Below are 15,219 nucleotides of genomic sequence, written 5' to 3' on the forward strand. Positions count from 1 at the left end.
CCGCGATCAATCTTCCTTGTCCACATATCGCGGGAAAACGCCGGATGGCGCGGGCAGTTCCGTTCCGGGAACCAGCATCGCGTCGAGGCTGTCGAAATCGCGGGCGTCGGCCGGCGCGGCGACGAGATCGAGCAGTTTTCCCGTTGCGTCCGGCATGTAGGGCTGCGCGAGGATGGCGATGCGGCGCACCGTCTCGGCAACGACATAGAGAACCGTTTTCATGCGATCCGGATCGGTCTTGCGCAGCGCCCAGGGGGCCTGTGCATCGATGTAGCGGTCCGCGGCGGCCGCGATATCGAAGGTGGCCTCGATCGCCTTGTGGATCGCCTGTTTGTCCATTGCGTCCCGCGCCGCAGCAAGCGCCGGTGCGCTTTCGGCCAGAAGCGCCTCGTCTTCCGGCGTGAAAGCGCCATGGTCCGGTACCTTGCCTTCGCAATGCTTGGCGATCATCGACAGCGAGCGTTGCGCCAGATTGCCGAGACCGTTGGCGAGATCGGCGTTTATCCGGTTGACGATCGCCTCGTGGCTGTAGGAACCGTCATTGCCGAACGGCACTTCGCGCATGAAGAAGTAGCGCACCTGGTCGAGTCCGTAGGCATCGATCAGCGCGAAGGGATCGACGACGTTGCCGACCGATTTCGACATCTTCTCGCCCTTGTTGAACAGGAAGCCATGCGCGTAAACGCGTTTCGGCAGCTCGACGCCGGCGCTCATCAGGAAGGCCGGCCAGTAGACCGCGTGAAACCGCACGATGTCCTTGCCGATGATGTGCATCGCCGGCCAGTAATTCGCGCGCGGCGCATTTTCATCGGGGAAACCGGTCGCCGTGAGATAGTTGGTCAGCGCGTCGACCCAGACATACATCACATGCTTGTCGTTACCCGGAACCGGCACACCCCAGTCGAAGGTGGTGCGGGAAATGGAGAGGTCCTTCAGTCCCGATTTCACGAAGCTCGCGACCTCGTTGCGGCGTTCCGCCGGCAGCACGAAGTCCGGATTGTCCGCGTAGAGCTTCAGAAGCTTGTCGCCATAGGCCGACAGCCGGAAATAGTAGCTTTCCTCCTCGACCCATTCGACTTCGGACCCAAGCGGCTCGCGGCGGACACCGTCTTCGCCGAGCGTCGTCTCGCTTTCGTCGAAATAGGCTTCCTGGCGCACGGAGTACCAGCCGCCATACTTGCCGAGATAGATGTCGCCATTGGCTTCCATCCGCTTCCAGAGTTCCTGGACGGCGATGCGGTGGCGCTCCTCCGTCGTGCGGATGAAGTCGTCGTTGGAACAGCCGACGGTTTCGACCATGCGGCGGAAAACGGCGGAATTCCTGTCGGCGAGCTCGATCGGCGCGATGCCTTCCTGCTCGGCGGTGCGCTGCATCTTCTGGCCGTGCTCGTCGGTCCCAGTCAGGAAGAACACGTCCTTGCCGTCGTGGCGGGCGAAGCGGGCGAGCACGTCGGTCGCGATCGCCGTATAGGCGTGGCCGATATGGGGAACGCCGTTCGGATAGAAAATCGGCGTGGTGATATAGAAACGGTCTTTGGCGGACATGTCGGCCTGTCTGGAATGATTGCGCGAGGTGCCCTGCTCTATCCGATTTCAATCGCTCAAGGAAAGCCGGGTTGCCGGAAAAATCACGCGTTTGCCGTCGCGCCCAGCAATTCATGCACGTCTCCGAGCAGGGACAGGAAGTCCTGCTTTCGATCGAGATTGAAGGCGTCCGACATCCGCATGCGATCCTGCAGCGCCATGTCGGCGGTCGCAATGCGTTCCGCAGCGCGCAATTGTCCGGATCGCGCGGCCTGCGTCGCACGGTCGCGAAGCCGGTCGAGAACCAGTTCGCGCAGGATGTCGCGATGGATCTCGTTCTTGCGCGCGCCGGCGATCTCCGCAAGCTTGTGAGCCTGCGCAACGTCCGGTCTCGGCCCGGACAGATACGCATCGAGTGCTTCCTTCAGCTCCAGGCCGCCGAATTGCGCAAACAACAGGGCGCGGCGCGCGCTGCCGCCGCCAAGGGCTGCGATACGCGCGATTTCCGTGTCATCCGCGCCGCCGCCCTGCTCGCGGATGATCTGCTCGATTTCATCGTCGGCCAGAGGCGAGAACTTCAGGATCTGGCAGCGTGAGCGGATCGTCGGCAGCAATCCGCCGATGCCGTGGCCAATCAGGATAAAAACGGCGCGCGCGGGCGGCTCCTCGAGCAGCTTCAAAAGGGCGTTCGCCGCGTTGCGGTTGAGGTCGTTGACGGGATCGATGATCACGACCCGGTAGCTATCCGCGCCCGCCGCCGTCATTGCGAAGAACCGTTGCAGGCGGCGGATTTCATCTACCGTGATCGCGGATTTGAAACCGGTGCCCTGATCGTTTTTCGGTCGCGTCAGATAGAGCAAGCCGGGATGTGCGCCCTGTGCGATCTGCCGGAAAGTGCCGGATTCCGGATCGGGCACATGCGCGGATTGGCGGTCGAGGAGCCGGTTGGCGAGATGGAATGCCGCCGTTGCCTTGCCGATGCCGCGCTCGCCCTCGAAAATCATCGCATGGTGCAGCTTGCCGCTCGCGACTGCAGCGGAGAGAAATTCCTGCTCGCGAGGGTGACCGTGCAACGTCGTGGTGAGTTGCGGCGGATTGATGCCTTCGAGCGTGTCATGGGTTTCCGGGACCTCGATCATGTCGTCAGGCGCTGTCCTGTTTTCCGTCCGCGCCGATCTTGGCAATGCCGGACTTTCGTATCGCGCGTGAAACGACATTGAGAATTTGTTCGGCCACGTCATCCGCAGAACCGGACGCATCGATCACGCGGCATCGTTCCGGTTCGTTCTCCGCGATGTCGAGAAATGCCGCGCGCCTGATCTCGTGCGCCGCGATGTCTTCCTTCTCGAACCGGTCGACCGGCGTGTCGGCCTCACGGCGCGCGTGGGCACGGCGCAGCCCCTCCTCCGGCGGCAGGTCGAGGATAAGGGTCAGGTCCGGGACGACATTGGCGATCGCCACGCGTTCGAGCGACTTCACGAAGCCGCTGTCGAGATTTTCGGTTGCGCCCTGGTAGACACGCGTCGAATCCATGAACCGGTCAACAAGCACGATCTCGCCGCGCTCGAGTGCGGGGCGGATCTTTTGCTCGACATGGTCGTTTCGGGCTGCGGCGAAAAGCATGGCCTCCAGATACGGGCCGAAGGGCTCGGCAGCACTGGTGTCGAGAACGACATGCCGGACAGCCTCGGCGCCCGGGGTGCCACCCGGCTCGCGCGATTCCATAACCGCGTATCCGCGTTTGCGAAGGGTTTCCGCAAGCCGGTGTATCTGCGTCGATTTCCCCGCGCCGTCTCCACCCTCGAAAGTAATGAAGAGGCCACGACCGCGCGAACCTTTCGTTCGCGCCAAATCAGATCCAGCCAAGTACGAGCTCCGTCAACGCATCCAGCGCCCTGCGGTGAATCGGCCCGAGCGGCACGGATTGCGCGGCGTAGAGCGGCTTTTCCTGGGAAAGGTTGTCGCCGATCCAGACCTTCAACGTGGCGATTTCCTGGCCGGCTTCCACGGGAGCCATCACCGGGCCGGTATAGACCACCCGCGCCTTCATGCGGTCTCTTTCGGTTATCGGCAGCAGGATGATCAGGTCTTTCAGGACGGTAACCGGAACGGTCAGTTGGGCGCCGCCATAAAGCCGCACATTGCCGATTTCCTCGTCCTTCTTGAAGATTTCGTAGGGCTGGAATGCGCGCAGGCCCCATTCGAGAAGCTTGCGGGCTTCCTCGCCGCGCGAACGCTGATCGGGAAGTCCGCTCATCGCGACGATAAGCCTGCGTCCATCCCGATCGATCGAGCCGACGATGGCGTAACCGGATTCCTCGGTGTAGCCGGTCTTCATGCCGTCGGCGCCGATATCCATCGCAAGAAGCGGATTGCGGTTGCGCTGGAGGATCTTGTTCCAGGTGAAATCGCGCTGGGCGTAATATTTGTAGTATTCGGGGTACTCGCTCTGGATATGAACGGCGAGCTTGACGAGGTCGCGCATCGTCACCTTTTGCTGCGGATCCGGCAGGCCGGTCGAATTCATGAAGGTGGAATTTTCCAGGCCGATCTTGCGGGCGCGTTCGTTCATCATCTGCGCGAAGATCGCTTCGGAACCAGCCATGCCCTCCGCGATGATGATGCATCCGTCATTGGCCGACTGGACGATGACGCCCTGAATCAGGTCTTCGAGCCGTATCGAGGAATTCAGTTCCGCGAACATTGTCGATCCGCCCGAAACCGCCCCGCCAGTTCGCCATGCGTTTTCGCTGACGAGAAACTCGTCGTCCATGGACAGCCGGCCGGCCTTCAGAGCGTTGAAGACAACCTCCATGGTCATCAGTTTCGCGAGCGACGCCGGCGGCACCGGCTCATCCGCGTTTTTCGAAAAGAGAACGGTCCCCGAATTGACGTCGAGCAAGACCGCCTGCCCTGCCCTCGTCTCGAAAAGCTGCGCGGCGGCCGGCAGGACGAGACTGGCAAGCAGGCTCAACGCAAGAACGATGATGGAAACTGGATTTCGCATGGCGCTAGACTACACGTCGTTATCCGAAGGTACAGAGGCCCGAGGATTCAATTACCAAATCCCTTCGCCTTCAGGCAACTTCGCGGTGCGTTCTGTCTAGCGTGATTTCCAGTCGGAAGATTTCAATCCGGAAAACGGATTGTCGGCGAAAGCCGAAGCCACCCGCCGATCGGCATAGGCCGAGGAGGCCGCCGGCTCCATCCGGTCTGCCACCTGAGCGACATCCCGACGCGGTGTCGGAAGTCCGAATGCGGAAGACAACACGCCCATCAGGCCGCGTTTCTGTACCGGACGACGCTCGGGCGTCTGCCCGTTCATGGCAACCATGACGCCGGAGCTTGGCTGGATATAGCGGCCATCGGGCGCATTTCCCGGGACACCCTGGACGGAAGCGAGCAGGAACGCGTCGTCTTGTCCGTCAAGCGGTGCACGGCCGGCATACTCGACCTTCACCTTCGCGACGCCGCTGTTCGTATAGTCGAGGAGATCGGCGGCTCGCTTGGAAAGGTCGATGACGCGATCATGCGCGAAAGGCCCCCGATCGTTCACGCGGACCAGCAGCGAACGGCCGTTTTCCAGATTGGTCACGCGCGCATAGCTGGGCAGCGGGAACGTTTTGTGGGCCGCTGTCAGGTGCGCCATGTCGTAGATTTCGCCATTGGCGGTCTTGCGGCCATGAAATGCCGCCCCGTACCACGACGCCAATCCGACTTCTGCCCCTTTGGGGTTTTCGGTCGGATAGTAGGTCTTGCCTGCCACCGTGTAAGGCTTGCCCACCTTCGAGGTTCCGCCGCCGCGCGGCATGACGGCACCGGTCGCCACCCGGGGGCTCGCCGAGACACCGACCGATGCGACCGAAAAATACTCTGCGCCGGACGTCTTGCCGTTCGCCGCATAGACACCCTCGGTCTGCGAATAACCGAATTTCGGCTGAGACGTCGAACACCCCGCAAGGACCAGGCCGAGAACGGCGATCGCGGAGGCGGTTTTGACGGATGTTTTGGGCATCTGAGAACGCATAACGGGAACCGGGATACACAAATTTGGTTAAAAGGCCAATCCCGAACGGGTGTGACACATCGCACTTCGCGCCCGCTCGCTTGGTTTGGTTAATGAAGCCATGTCTAAGCGCCAACCGCCCTCTCCGCGTTTACAGATTCACAGTTGCGCGGTTTCGGGGTTTCATGCCAATACGACGCCTCCGGAGAGGTGGCCGAGCGGTTTAAGGCACCGGTCTTGAAAACCGGCGTGCGGGCGACCGTACCGTGGGTTCGAATCCCACCCTCTCCGCCACTTCCCCTCGCGAAAGCGTTCTCCCCATCCGGCTGCGGCCGGATTTTTTCGTTGTATTCGAGGGTTATGCGGGAGGGGCTGAGCACTGGCCGCCTAGCCAGAAGGCCTGGAAGCGCTCTCTCGGGGCCAGTATTCTCCTGACCTCATGACTGCGCGGGTTTGGTGGATTCTTCACAAACCATTGAAATCACGACGGTTAATCCCCTGCCTGCTGAACACTTCGATTTCAGGGTCGCGCGTCGAGAAGGAACCGAAATCGAACAATATCCATGTCGGTAAGGCGGTGGGGTGAGGGTTCAGCAGCCGCATCCCTAATCCGTAGCGACGATCCCGCTTTGCAGTGTATCGCTTTCACCGATCTCCATGCCGACCGTCCCCGCGAGCAGCCAGGCCGCGAGACGATCAGTTGTGGCGCTAACCTTATCCGGCTTCCGCAGGGCGCACTCCCATACCGTCGCCACGCGCCACCCGTCTTCGAGGAGTTTTTTGCGAACGGCGCTGTCTCGAGCGACGTTCGCGTCGAACTTTGTCTGCCAGAACTCGGGACGGGTCGAGGGGCTGGTGGTGTAGCGGCACCCCTCGTGTCGGTGCCAGAAGCAGCCGTGCACGAAGACCACGGCGCGGTGCTTCGGAAGGACAAGGTCCGGTCGACCGTGGACCTTGCCGGAATGAAGCCGGAAGCGGAAACCGCGCGCGTGCAATGCCCGCCTGAGAGCCAGCTCGGGCTTGGTGTTCTTTCCCCTGATCCCCGACATCATCCGGGAACGGGTCTGCTGGTCCACGATATCGGTCACATCCGCCCTGGTTTTCGTCCTTAAACCTGGTATACACCGGCTGAATGAAATTCGTCAGGAGCCTGATTTGCCTTCCACTTTCGGCATTGTCGATCTGTTTGCCGGCCCGGGCGGACTTGGCGAGGGGTTCGCGTCCCTCGTTGAGGACGGCCAAGCGCCGTTCCGGATCGGCATCTCGGTAGAGAAGGAGGCGTCGGCCCATCGGACCCTGACGCTGCGCGCGTTCCTCCGCGAATACCGTGCGCGTCACGGCGTCTTGCCGAAAGAGTTCATCGATTTCCATGCCGGGCTGGCATCCGAACCGGACTGGTCAGCAGTCGACGCCGAAGCGTGGCAGCACGCCATCGACGAAGCCCGCGCGCTTGAGCTCGGCACCGAGGCTGCGGCGACCGCCATAGATGGCGCCATCGCGACGCTGAAACGAAAGTACGACGACACGATCCTGATCGGCGGCCCGCCCTGTCAGGCCTATTCCCTCGTGGGGCGCGTCCGCTCCAGGGGCAAGGCCGGCTATGTCCCGGAGGAGGATGCGCGGCACTACCTCTTTCGCGAGTACATCCGGGTTCTCGACAAGCTTCGCCCTGCCGCCTTCGTGATGGAAAACGTCAAGGGCATGCTTTCGTCCACAGTCGAGAGCCGGCTTGTCTTCGAGATGCTGATGGAGGATCTGTCCTCGCTTGGCATGGGTCACGCCCATCACTACGAACTTCGTGCCGTCCGGGTCGAGGATGGCAAGGCCAGTCTGCAGGAGGCGTCACAGCCCTCGGATTTCATCGTGCGCGCCGAGGCGTTCGGGGTCCCGCAGCGTCGCCACAGGGTGATCATCGTCGGCATCCGTTCGGACCTCGCAGGACGGGCTGCCGATGCGGAGATCGCTGTATCGGGGATGGCGCGGACCGTCCGCAATGTCGTCGAAACGTTGCCCGCCTTGCGAAGCGGCATCAGCCGCGGGCTCGACGACGCGGCCGCCTGGCGAGGAGAAGTCCTTGACGCCGCGAACATGCTGGCTGGCCTTTCCAGGGGGAAGGACGACCGGCCGCTCCGTGAGGCGTTCCTGGCCGTTTCGGAGCGAGTGAAGGAAAACTCGCCTACCGTTCGGGCCGCGTCACGGTTGCCAGACGGCTACGGCACTTCGAACGATGAGTTGCTGCAGTGGATCGAACGACCGGAACTTCGCGCGATCGCCCAGCACGAGACGCGCGGGCACATGGCGTCGGATCTGGGCCGCTACCTGTTTGCTGCCGTGTTCGGAACCGTCCGTGGCTACAGCCCGAAAGCCGCAGATTTCCCTCTGGTGCTCAGCCCCGATCACCGCAACTGGCACACCGGTGTCTTCAACGACCGCTTCCGGGTTCAGCTGGCGGACGAGGCATCGACCACGGTTACGAGCCACATCTCGAAGGACGGACACTACTTTATTCATCCCGATCCGATCCAGTGCCGCAGCCTGACGGTGCGCGAGGCGGCCCGGCTGCAGACCTTTCCCGACGACTACCTGTTTCTCGGCAACCGCACACAGCAGTATGTCCAGGTCGGAAACGCCGTGCCGCCGTTTCTGGCCCGCCAGATCGCCGAACTGGTCTTGTTGAGTGTTGCAGGGTGAAAAAGATTGCTGCGGCTCACACTATCTCCAAGCAATATGTTGAAGATGATCGACTTGCGGTGGCGACTGGAACGTCGCCGCAGGTTTTCGAAAGAACTATCTCGAGGCGACGTCTGTATTCCAGTGGCATCCTCTCGCCCACAACGACCTGCTTGATGGCTTCAAAGGGGTATTTACGCAGGATCGGCAATTCGTCCTTACGGCCAGACTGCACCAATAAACGTCGTTCGCGTTCGTAGCTCCATTCGGAAGGTTTGGTGCCAAAGGCGTGCCGCCAGATATCATGCATCATCCTGACTGCTTCAGCGCCAGCTTCTTCGTACATCGGGATTTCCGCCTTCAATTCCTTCCTGCCTTGGTATTCGATCGCCGTCGTCGTCTCATCGATAGCGGTCTGGCTGAACCAGTCTTGATCCCAAGCTATCCCGTAAACTAAGCTGTCTACAGTGGGCGGCGCCTGAAGATAGGCCACATCGAGCAAGTAGCCTTCGGGGTCAGCATTCGCGATCAAGGTTTCGTCGAACACGAGGCAGAATCCGCGAAGACCGTCACCATAGTGGGACCACATCAGCAAATTGTCCTGTTCGGAGCCGAAGCAGGCAATGCGAACACCTTGTCGCATTGCTCCAAATGGCGGCGCATAGTGTTGGCACTCGTCAAAGTAATCTTCCATGTTCTCAGAGAACGCTCGATCAGCCATCAGCTCGTCGACTGAATTCGCCGGAAACCCCCACACCGATGCAGCAGCGAGAAATCTTTCTGGTTCGACCTTTGGATCGGGAATGCCCTCGTAGATGTTGCTCCAGAATTCGAATGGATCATTGTAAGCCGAGTAGTGCTGACAAAAAATCACCCCATTCTCCAAGTTCTGGAGAGCGTACTCGGTTGGACCACTGAACTTGTACAGCTTTCTTTTTGCGTCAGGTTGCATCGGCGTCCACGTCAGTTGAAAAGCCTTCACCCTGAAGCTTTCTGAGCGCACTCATGGCAATCGCACACTGCTTGTCCGAAGGCATCTTGCCTGGGATCGCGGCGCAGGTTTCCAGAACCCCATTTTCTCTCGGAGACAGAAGCCCACGCTCCCGTGCCCAGTTTCGTGCTTCTGCCCAGAACGTGGCGCCGAGCCTGTGCACCTTGAGTTCTGCCTCGACGCTGGTCTCGACAGCCTTGTCCGACCTGGCCTCTCTCGCCTGTTCATTGGCGAGGTCCGGGGAGATAAGAACACAGTCGAATTCCTCCGGATAGCTCAAGTCGCGATCTTCCAGCCCCTTCCAGCAAGCCTGTTTCTTGGCCCATTCGCTGAAGTTGCGCACGCCCTCGGGCGGGTGTGTGATCACGTCCTGTGCTTCTGCCGCTGCCACCAACAAGGCCGCCTTCAAGTCTGGAGAGACATCCTGGTATCTCCAGACGGTGTCCAGATCGACGACCATATCCCGTTCCTCTGCATCATGAACGAGCTTGGCAATCGCGTAGGTCACGATGTTGGCGCGGTAGCCGCCTTCGTACCATTCCGCGCCCGAAACCAGCTTCTCCGTGGCCCGGAAGATGATTGCCTTTGCGATCATGCGCTTGAACCAGAGCTCATCGAACGCCGCTCCTTCGGAACCCCATCGCTTGCCGATGTGCTTGGCGAATTCCGCGAAGTTCTTCTGCGCTCCGAGGCTCACGATATGCGGCATGCAGGCCCAAGTGTTCTCGAACTTGGCAAGGTCGGTCTTCGTGAGGAACTGAGATCGAGGGAATTCGGCATCGAACCTCTTGCGCTCCGCAATTGTCCTGCGTCCGCGTTCATCGGCATATTGCCCCCGTGCGCGCTCGTAGAACCATTTGGTGTCCCGATACCCGTCTTCTCCCCGCGCCAGGACCTTGCGCGATAGCTCTTCTGTCCGGATGTGGAAAGGATGGTTGGCGAAGAAGTCCGCGGCGTTCACCTTGTTCTGGCTGTTTGCGTATTCCGAGATGCGCGGGACCACGAGTTCGGATTGTTCGCGCGGCACGATGGTCAGCTTCATCTGGACGTGGACCCGATCCAACTGCTCGGCAAACGCCTTTCGCGCCGCGTGCAGTGAGGCAGTTGTCTGACCGCCGTTGACGATCTGCAGATTATCCGCCCGCACCAGCTGGAGGCCCTGATCGGTCTGTTCCATCTCGATCGCGTCGGCCGTCGCACTGAGGCCGTTGTTGTAGGAGAAGAACATGTGCGGCTCATCGCGGATCGTGTTGCGAATGCCTTGGTTCACCTTGCCGCGTGCCTGCAGAAAGCTTCTGACGTTGGCCTCGAGCAGGCGCGGTCCCCACTTGTCGTAGATGGCCGCCAACTGTATTCCGGGAATGACCGCGAGATAGCTTTCGAGCGAACTGTCGCTTCCGGAGGCCGCAAGAAGGGGGACGCCCCCGCCGAAATCCTTCTCGAAATCGATGATCAGGTTCGCCCGCGCCTGCCCCTGCTCCATGTATTGCTTGAGGCGCTTCAGGTCCCAGACGCTGAGGGTGACCGGTGTGCCATCAAGGTCTTTCGCGTTCGCCGCATCGGCGCGAGCGCGGAAGTCTGCGTTGGTAACGATGATGAGCTTGACCTTCTCGACGTGCTTCCAAGTCGTGGCGATGAGGTCGGCCACGCCGAACCCGGCACTGGTTTCTTCCAATTGCTCGCGGAAATCGGCCTTGAGACTGGAAACAACGAACCTGTAAAGGCGCTGCAGAAGGCGCTGAATCTGATCTTTGTTCTGTACTCGCACCTCGTCGGAAAGCTCGAAGTCGCACAACACGAGGCTCAGAACGCCATCGCCATCCCTTGGATCTCCGCCGTAGCCGTCGATCCGCATGGGATTGTTGGCGCCGCCTCCCTCGAAATACGCCCTGTTGGCGCCATCCAATTCCCCCGCTTCGGTGAGCAGATCTCCGACCTTCTCGAAGAACGCCTCGACCGTAACAAGTCCTAGGACGTCGGCATCGCCCTGGATGTCCGCGATGAGCTCATGATGAAATTCTTCGAGATCACTCATGCTCAAGTCCTTTCCGGATCTCGTCGATCAGATCACCTTCCAGTTTGAATGGTTCGCAGGCATCGAGAGCGATCGCGTATCGGACGTTTTCTACGCCTGGCGCAAGAGGTGCGGAAATCCGGGGAAAACCCTCCGTCACCTCGTAATCGGTCGTGGCGCCAAGAAGCCATCGTCGGTCATCGTAGTCGTTCTCGGGATCATATCCTGTCGAATACAGTGTCTCTTCCCACGCCTCGAAAGCCGCGCCGTCCTCTTCGAACATCTCCGCCGTCATTCGGACGTGATCGTGCAGGCTCTGACCTTCTGGTAGGATGGCCGAAGCCACATTGAGCACACGCAGGCACAGACGGCTCCCCTCGACATCGGCCAGTTGGTCTTCGGATGAAATGGCCACGAATGGCTTCGCGGCCACCCGCCTTGCCTTTACTTCTACGCAGCTTCCGATCAGCTCGAAATCCTTGGCCGAGCCGGTCGGGCCGGTCCAGGCCTCTATAGCAGTCTCTGGACCGAAGGCGGACACAAGCCCTCGAAGGAAGGCCAACTCGCCAACAAGCCCCCGCTGCTCTTCAACGGACATACTGATCGCGGACAAGCACCCAGCCCTCGGACCGCTGGCTGGCGATATACGCCTCGCAGGCCTCTCGCTGGGCGTGGAGCGAGTTGAACTCCTGCTCCAGCCCTTCCTCGGAGGATTTCCGGGTGTAGATGGAACACCGCAGCTTGCGGACGACCTTCGATTTCTCGGGCGGCTTAGTCATGTCTCCCGGCCCCTCGCTTGCGCTCCGGGCGTTCGCGGTTGCGAACGATCCACCGGATCGTCCGCTCGCCTCCGGCGACCGCCGCTCACCCCCCTGTGATTCTTGAGGCCGAAGAAGACCCAGCCGTTCCAGCGCGTGCCGGTGATGGCGCGCGCGATGGCCGACAGCGACTTGTAGGGGCGCCCCTGCCATTCGAACCCGTCGGCGGTGACGGTGACAATCTGTTCGACGCCCTGCCACTCGCGCAGGAGGCGCGTCCCGGTGATCGGGCGGTCGCGGTCGGCGCGGATGCCGCGCTTCCTCTTGTCGCCGCCGTCCAGTTCCTCGCCCAGCCGCTCCAGCCGCCGGATCGTCTCGGGCTTCAGCCCGCCATAGGCCAGTTCCTGGATGCGATAGGCGATGCGGCTTTCGAGGTAGCGCCGGTTGAACGGCGGCGGCTCGCTGTCGAACAGGTCGCGCCACTGTTGCTTCAAGTCGGGCGTCGGCGTCGTTTTGAGCGCGGCCAGGCGCGCGGGGATGGGATCGGGCTTGTTCATGCATTTCTCCGGTGAGTTGGAGTTGCATGACGGCATTGGTCGGGCGGATAGTGTAGGCAACGTTCTCCGGTCGCGTCAGATACTTCGCCCCCATCCCGCATCCGCAACCGAACCAGCCCGAGCGCCAGCAGACCGCACAGCTCGGCGCGGCGCTCTGCGGGCGTCATCTGGTCGGGCGGTAGCGGATTCGGGCGTTTCATGTCTCGGTGGCCATGTTCGGTGGTACTTACCGATCAAAAGCCACTCGACAGTCAGGACCCGCCCGGGCTGAGACGAGTGCATCACCCGCCGTGACGCGGTGGCGAACGCACTGCTGCACCGCTACAGCCCAACGCTGTTCCAGCTCGAGGACGCCGCGCGCCAGTATCGCGGCATGACGCTGCTGGAGCTCGCCCGCGAAAGCCTCGGCAATGCCGGGGTCAACACGCGCGGCCTGTCGCGTGACGAGGTGGCGACGCGCGCGCTGCACTCGACCTCGGACTTCCCCGAGATCCTGTCGGCCGTCACCAACAAGACGCTGCGGCAGGCCTACGAGGCCTATCCCCGCACCTTCATGCTGTTCTGTCGCCAGGTGCTGGCGACCGACTTCAAGGCGATGCATCGCGTCCAGCTCGGCGAAGCCCCGCAGCTGCTCGAGGTCGGCGAAAGCGGCGAGTTCAAGCGCGGCACGCTGGGCGAGAGCAAGGAGAGCTACAAGGTCAAGACCTATGACCGGGTGGTCGCCATCACCCGTCAGACGCTGATCAACGACGATCTCGACGCCTTCACCCGCATCCCGGCGATGTACGGCAACTCCATCGCCCAGCTGGAGTCGGACGTGGTCTGGGGCATCATCACCGCCAACCCGGCGATGGCCGACGGCAATGCGCTCTTCCACACCACCCACAAGAACCTGGCAGGCACCGGCGCGGCGCTCGATGTCAGCAGCGTCGGAGCGGCGCGCGCGGCGATGGCCAAGCAGACCGGCCTCGACAAGAAGACGGTGCTGAACGTCCGGCCTGCCTTCCTGATCGTGCCGGCCTCACTGGAACTGAAAGCCGAACAGCTGGTGGCCCAGAACCTCGTGCCCGCCGCGACGTCCAGCGTGGTGCCGCAGTCGATCAGGACGCTGGCGCCGATCAGCGAGCCCCGGCTCGACGCCGCCAGCGAGACCGCCTGGTATCTGGCGGCCAGCCCGAACCAGATCGACACCATCGAGTACGCCTATCTCGAGGGCCAGCAGGGCGCCTATATCGAGACGCGCAACGGCTTCGACGTCGACGGGGTCGAGATCAAGTGCCGCCTCGACTTCGGAGCCAAGGCCATCGACTGGCGCGGCCTCTACAAGAACCCGGGCGCGTAAGGCGCGCTTCCTGAACCCTGACACACGGGCGGTCCTGACGGGCCGCCCTTCGTCTTTCCACGAGGATCCCCATCATGAAAACCTACGTCCAGCCCGGCAACACCATCACCCTGACCGCGCCCTATGCCGTCGCCTCCGGCGATGGCCTGCTCGTCGGCTCCATCTTCGGCATCGCCGCGGGTGCCGCCGCCATTGGCGAGCCCGTCGAGACCGCGCTCGTCGGCGTGTTCGACATCACCAAGGTCGGCTCCCAGGCGTGGACGGTTGGCGCCAAGGTCTATTGGGACGACACCAACAAGCGCACCACGACCGTCGCGACCGACAACACCCTCATCGGCGCGGCCGTCGAGGCGGTGGCGAGCGGCGCCGGCGACACCATCGGCCGGGTGCGCCTGAACGCGACGTTCTGATGTCGGCCTTCGCCGCCGCCATCGGCGCGCTCTTCGCCGATCCGAACATCGGCCGGGACGCGGTCTACATCGCCGACGGCGGTACACCCGTGCTGGTGCGTGCCGTCGCCCGTCGCGCCGACGCGGTCACCGACTTCGGCGACGCGCGGCTCTGGTCCGAAACCACCCGGATCGACCTGCGCGTGGCCGAGGTGGCGAACCCGCGTCCCGGCGACCGCATCGAGATCGACGGCGACGCCTTCCTCATACAGGGCGAGCCGGTCCGCGACCGCGAGCGGCTGGTCTGGACCGTCGACCTGAGGCCCGCGTGAAACTGAAGCTCGACATCGATCCCGACATCGTCGCGATGATGGCGGCCGAGGTCGCGGCGGGTGAACGGGCCGTCACCGCCGCCATTCGCGAGGCCGGGACTGGGCTGAAGACGGCGTGGCGGTTGCAGATCACCGGCGCGGGGCTTGGTACACGGCTCGCCAACTCGATCCGGAGCCAGAACTTCCCGAGGTCGGGCGAGAGCCTTGAGGCTGCGGCGCTGGTCTGGTCGAAGGCGCCGGTAATCGTCGGTGCGCATGACACCGGGCCGCTGATCCGATCGAAGAACGGGTTCTGGCTGGCGATCCCGCTGCCCGCGGCGGGCAAATCCCTGCGCGGCGGCCGGATCACCCCCGGTGAATGGGAGCGGCGACGCGGCCTCCGCCTGCGTTTCGTCTATCGCCGGACGGGCCCCAGCCTGCTGGTCGCCGAGGGGCGGCTGAACACGAAAGGCCAGGCGGTGGTGTCGCGGTCGAAGACCGGGCGCGGAAAGGTCACTGCGCCGATCTTCCTGCTGGTGCCGCAGGTCAAGCTGCCGAAGCGGCTGGATCTGGCGCGGGATGCAGACCGGGCGTTGGACAGCGTGCCGGGGCTGATCGTGGCGAACTGGGTGGGGGGTAGGTTGTGATCGCATCGAT

At 62.4% G+C, this 15,219-nt stretch carries 15 protein-coding genes, 1 tRNA gene and 1 pseudogene; 6 read left to right on the forward strand and 11 right to left on the reverse strand.

The window, feature by feature from the left end:
• Nucleotides 1-6 precede the first annotated feature (6 nt).
• From metG to ACQK2M_RS14580, 5 genes are all read right to left on the reverse strand, one after another.
• The gene (metG, locus tag ACQK2M_RS14560; RefSeq protein WP_425418391.1) at nucleotides 7-1,545 is read right to left on the reverse strand and encodes a methionine--tRNA ligase; all 1,539 of its coding nucleotides are present in this window, start codon (nucleotides 1,543-1,545) and stop codon (nucleotides 7-9) included.
• A gap of 83 nt (nucleotides 1,546-1,628) precedes the next feature.
• Nucleotides 1,629-2,663 carry a DNA polymerase III subunit delta' gene (locus ACQK2M_RS14565; protein ID WP_425418392.1) on the reverse strand — a complete coding sequence of 345 codons (1,035 nt, stop codon included), beginning with the start codon at nucleotides 2,661-2,663 and terminating at the stop codon, nucleotides 1,629-1,631.
• Nucleotides 2,664-2,667: 4 nt separating this feature from the next.
• On the reverse strand, nucleotides 2,668-3,375 hold the full coding sequence (tmk, locus tag ACQK2M_RS14570) for a dTMP kinase (RefSeq protein ID WP_425420048.1): 708 nt from the start codon (nucleotides 3,373-3,375) through the stop codon (nucleotides 2,668-2,670).
• Nucleotide 3,376: 1 nt separating this feature from the next.
• The gene (locus ACQK2M_RS14575; protein ID WP_425418393.1) at nucleotides 3,377-4,531 is read right to left on the reverse strand and encodes a D-alanyl-D-alanine carboxypeptidase family protein; all 1,155 of its coding nucleotides are present in this window, start codon (nucleotides 4,529-4,531) and stop codon (nucleotides 3,377-3,379) included.
• A gap of 96 nt (nucleotides 4,532-4,627) precedes the next feature.
• Nucleotides 4,628-5,539: a septal ring lytic transglycosylase RlpA family protein gene (locus ACQK2M_RS14580; RefSeq protein ID WP_425418394.1), complete on the reverse strand. Its 912-nt coding sequence runs from the start codon at nucleotides 5,537-5,539 to the stop codon at nucleotides 4,628-4,630.
• 195 nt (nucleotides 5,540-5,734) lie between these two features.
• Here ACQK2M_RS14580 and ACQK2M_RS14585 point away from each other — a divergent pair.
• Nucleotides 5,735-5,824 (forward strand) — tRNA-Ser (locus ACQK2M_RS14585).
• Between the two features lie 311 nt (nucleotides 5,825-6,135).
• On the opposite strand, the gene ACQK2M_RS14590 is transcribed toward ACQK2M_RS14585, so the two are convergent.
• Nucleotides 6,136-6,618: a very short patch repair endonuclease gene (locus tag ACQK2M_RS14590; RefSeq protein WP_350182419.1), complete on the reverse strand. Its 483-nt coding sequence runs from the start codon at nucleotides 6,616-6,618 to the stop codon at nucleotides 6,136-6,138.
• 67 nt (nucleotides 6,619-6,685) lie between these two features.
• Here ACQK2M_RS14590 and ACQK2M_RS14595 point away from each other — a divergent pair, with 67 nt between their 5' ends.
• Complete coding sequence (locus tag ACQK2M_RS14595) at nucleotides 6,686-8,221, forward strand: DNA cytosine methyltransferase (RefSeq protein ID WP_425418395.1); 1,536 nt, start codon at nucleotides 6,686-6,688, stop codon at nucleotides 8,219-8,221.
• A 16-nt stretch (nucleotides 8,222-8,237) separates the two neighbouring features.
• On the opposite strand, the gene ACQK2M_RS14600 is transcribed toward ACQK2M_RS14595, so the two are convergent.
• The 5 genes and pseudogenes from ACQK2M_RS14600 to ACQK2M_RS14620 all read right to left on the reverse strand — a co-directional run bounded on the left by ACQK2M_RS14600 (nucleotide 8,238) and on the right by ACQK2M_RS14620 (nucleotide 12,520).
• The gene (locus ACQK2M_RS14600) at nucleotides 8,238-9,152 is read right to left on the reverse strand and encodes a DUF2971 domain-containing protein (RefSeq protein ID WP_425418396.1); all 915 of its coding nucleotides are present in this window, start codon (nucleotides 9,150-9,152) and stop codon (nucleotides 8,238-8,240) included.
• Complete coding sequence (locus tag ACQK2M_RS14605; RefSeq protein ID WP_350182422.1) at nucleotides 9,142-11,226, reverse strand: AIPR family protein; 2,085 nt, start codon at nucleotides 11,224-11,226, stop codon at nucleotides 9,142-9,144. Before ACQK2M_RS14605 ends, ACQK2M_RS14600 begins: the two co-directional genes overlap by 11 nt.
• Nucleotides 11,219-11,803, reverse strand: coding sequence for a PD-(D/E)XK motif protein (locus ACQK2M_RS14610; protein ID WP_425418397.1), 585 nt, complete (start codon nucleotides 11,801-11,803; stop codon nucleotides 11,219-11,221). The genes ACQK2M_RS14605 and ACQK2M_RS14610 overlap by 8 nt, the downstream gene beginning before the upstream one ends.
• Nucleotides 11,802-11,984 (reverse strand): annotated as a pseudogene (locus ACQK2M_RS14615) (recombinase family protein); the annotation flags it as partial. The gene ACQK2M_RS14610 and the pseudogene ACQK2M_RS14615, both read right to left, overlap by 2 nt.
• Entirely contained in the window at nucleotides 11,981-12,520 is a 540-nt protein-coding gene (locus ACQK2M_RS14620; RefSeq protein WP_350182428.1) for a DUF2924 domain-containing protein, read from the reverse strand. The gene ACQK2M_RS14620 and the pseudogene ACQK2M_RS14615, both read right to left, overlap by 4 nt.
• A 280-nt stretch (nucleotides 12,521-12,800) precedes the next feature.
• On the opposite strand from ACQK2M_RS14620, the gene ACQK2M_RS14625 reads away from it, so the two are divergent.
• From ACQK2M_RS14625 to ACQK2M_RS14640, 4 genes are all read left to right on the forward strand, one after another.
• The gene (locus ACQK2M_RS14625; protein WP_425420049.1) at nucleotides 12,801-13,862 is read left to right on the forward strand and encodes a prohead protease/major capsid protein fusion protein; all 1,062 of its coding nucleotides are present in this window, start codon (nucleotides 12,801-12,803) and stop codon (nucleotides 13,860-13,862) included.
• A gap of 74 nt (nucleotides 13,863-13,936) precedes the next feature.
• Nucleotides 13,937-14,272: a DUF2190 family protein gene (locus ACQK2M_RS14630; protein ID WP_062563543.1), complete on the forward strand. Its 336-nt coding sequence runs from the start codon at nucleotides 13,937-13,939 to the stop codon at nucleotides 14,270-14,272.
• On the forward strand, nucleotides 14,272-14,583 hold the full coding sequence (locus ACQK2M_RS14635) for a head-tail joining protein (RefSeq protein WP_062563544.1): 312 nt from the start codon (nucleotides 14,272-14,274) through the stop codon (nucleotides 14,581-14,583). Before ACQK2M_RS14630 ends, ACQK2M_RS14635 begins: the two co-directional genes overlap by 1 nt.
• The gene (locus ACQK2M_RS14640; protein ID WP_062563545.1) at nucleotides 14,580-15,209 is read left to right on the forward strand and encodes a DUF6441 family protein; all 630 of its coding nucleotides are present in this window, start codon (nucleotides 14,580-14,582) and stop codon (nucleotides 15,207-15,209) included. Before ACQK2M_RS14635 ends, ACQK2M_RS14640 begins: the two co-directional genes overlap by 4 nt.
• Nucleotides 15,210-15,219 lie beyond the last annotated feature (10 nt).

Source organism: Oricola indica (assembly GCF_965227485.1).
GTDB lineage: Bacteria > Pseudomonadota > Alphaproteobacteria > Rhizobiales > Rhizobiaceae > Oricola > Oricola indica.

What these genes read in the sequence shown, in the direction of transcription:
- ACQK2M_RS14610 (WP_425418397.1), bottom strand. Translation starts at nt 11,803, where the DNA reads ATGTCCGTTGAAGAGCAGCGGGGGCTTGTTGGCGAGTTGGCCTTCCTT.
- ACQK2M_RS14600 (WP_425418396.1), bottom strand. Translation starts at nt 9,152, where the DNA reads ATGCAACCTGACGCAAAAAGAAAGCTGTACAAGTTCAGTGGTCCAACC.
- ACQK2M_RS14605 (WP_350182422.1), bottom strand. Translation starts at nt 11,226, where the DNA reads ATGAGTGATCTCGAAGAATTTCATCATGAGCTCATCGCGGACATCCAG.
- ACQK2M_RS14635 (WP_062563544.1), top strand. Translation starts at nt 14,272, where the DNA reads ATGTCGGCCTTCGCCGCCGCCATCGGCGCGCTCTTCGCCGATCCGAAC.
- ACQK2M_RS14620 (WP_350182428.1), bottom strand. Translation starts at nt 12,520, where the DNA reads ATGAACAAGCCCGATCCCATCCCCGCGCGCCTGGCCGCGCTCAAAACG.
- ACQK2M_RS14565 (WP_425418392.1), bottom strand. Translation starts at nt 2,663, where the DNA reads ATGATCGAGGTCCCGGAAACCCATGACACGCTCGAAGGCATCAATCCG.
- ACQK2M_RS14575 (WP_425418393.1), bottom strand. Translation starts at nt 4,531, where the DNA reads ATGCGAAATCCAGTTTCCATCATCGTTCTTGCGTTGAGCCTGCTTGCC.
- ACQK2M_RS14630 (WP_062563543.1), top strand. Translation starts at nt 13,937, where the DNA reads ATGAAAACCTACGTCCAGCCCGGCAACACCATCACCCTGACCGCGCCC.
- metG (WP_425418391.1), bottom strand. Translation starts at nt 1,545, where the DNA reads ATGTCCGCCAAAGACCGTTTCTATATCACCACGCCGATTTTCTATCCG.
- ACQK2M_RS14580 (WP_425418394.1), bottom strand. Translation starts at nt 5,539, where the DNA reads ATGCCCAAAACATCCGTCAAAACCGCCTCCGCGATCGCCGTTCTCGGC.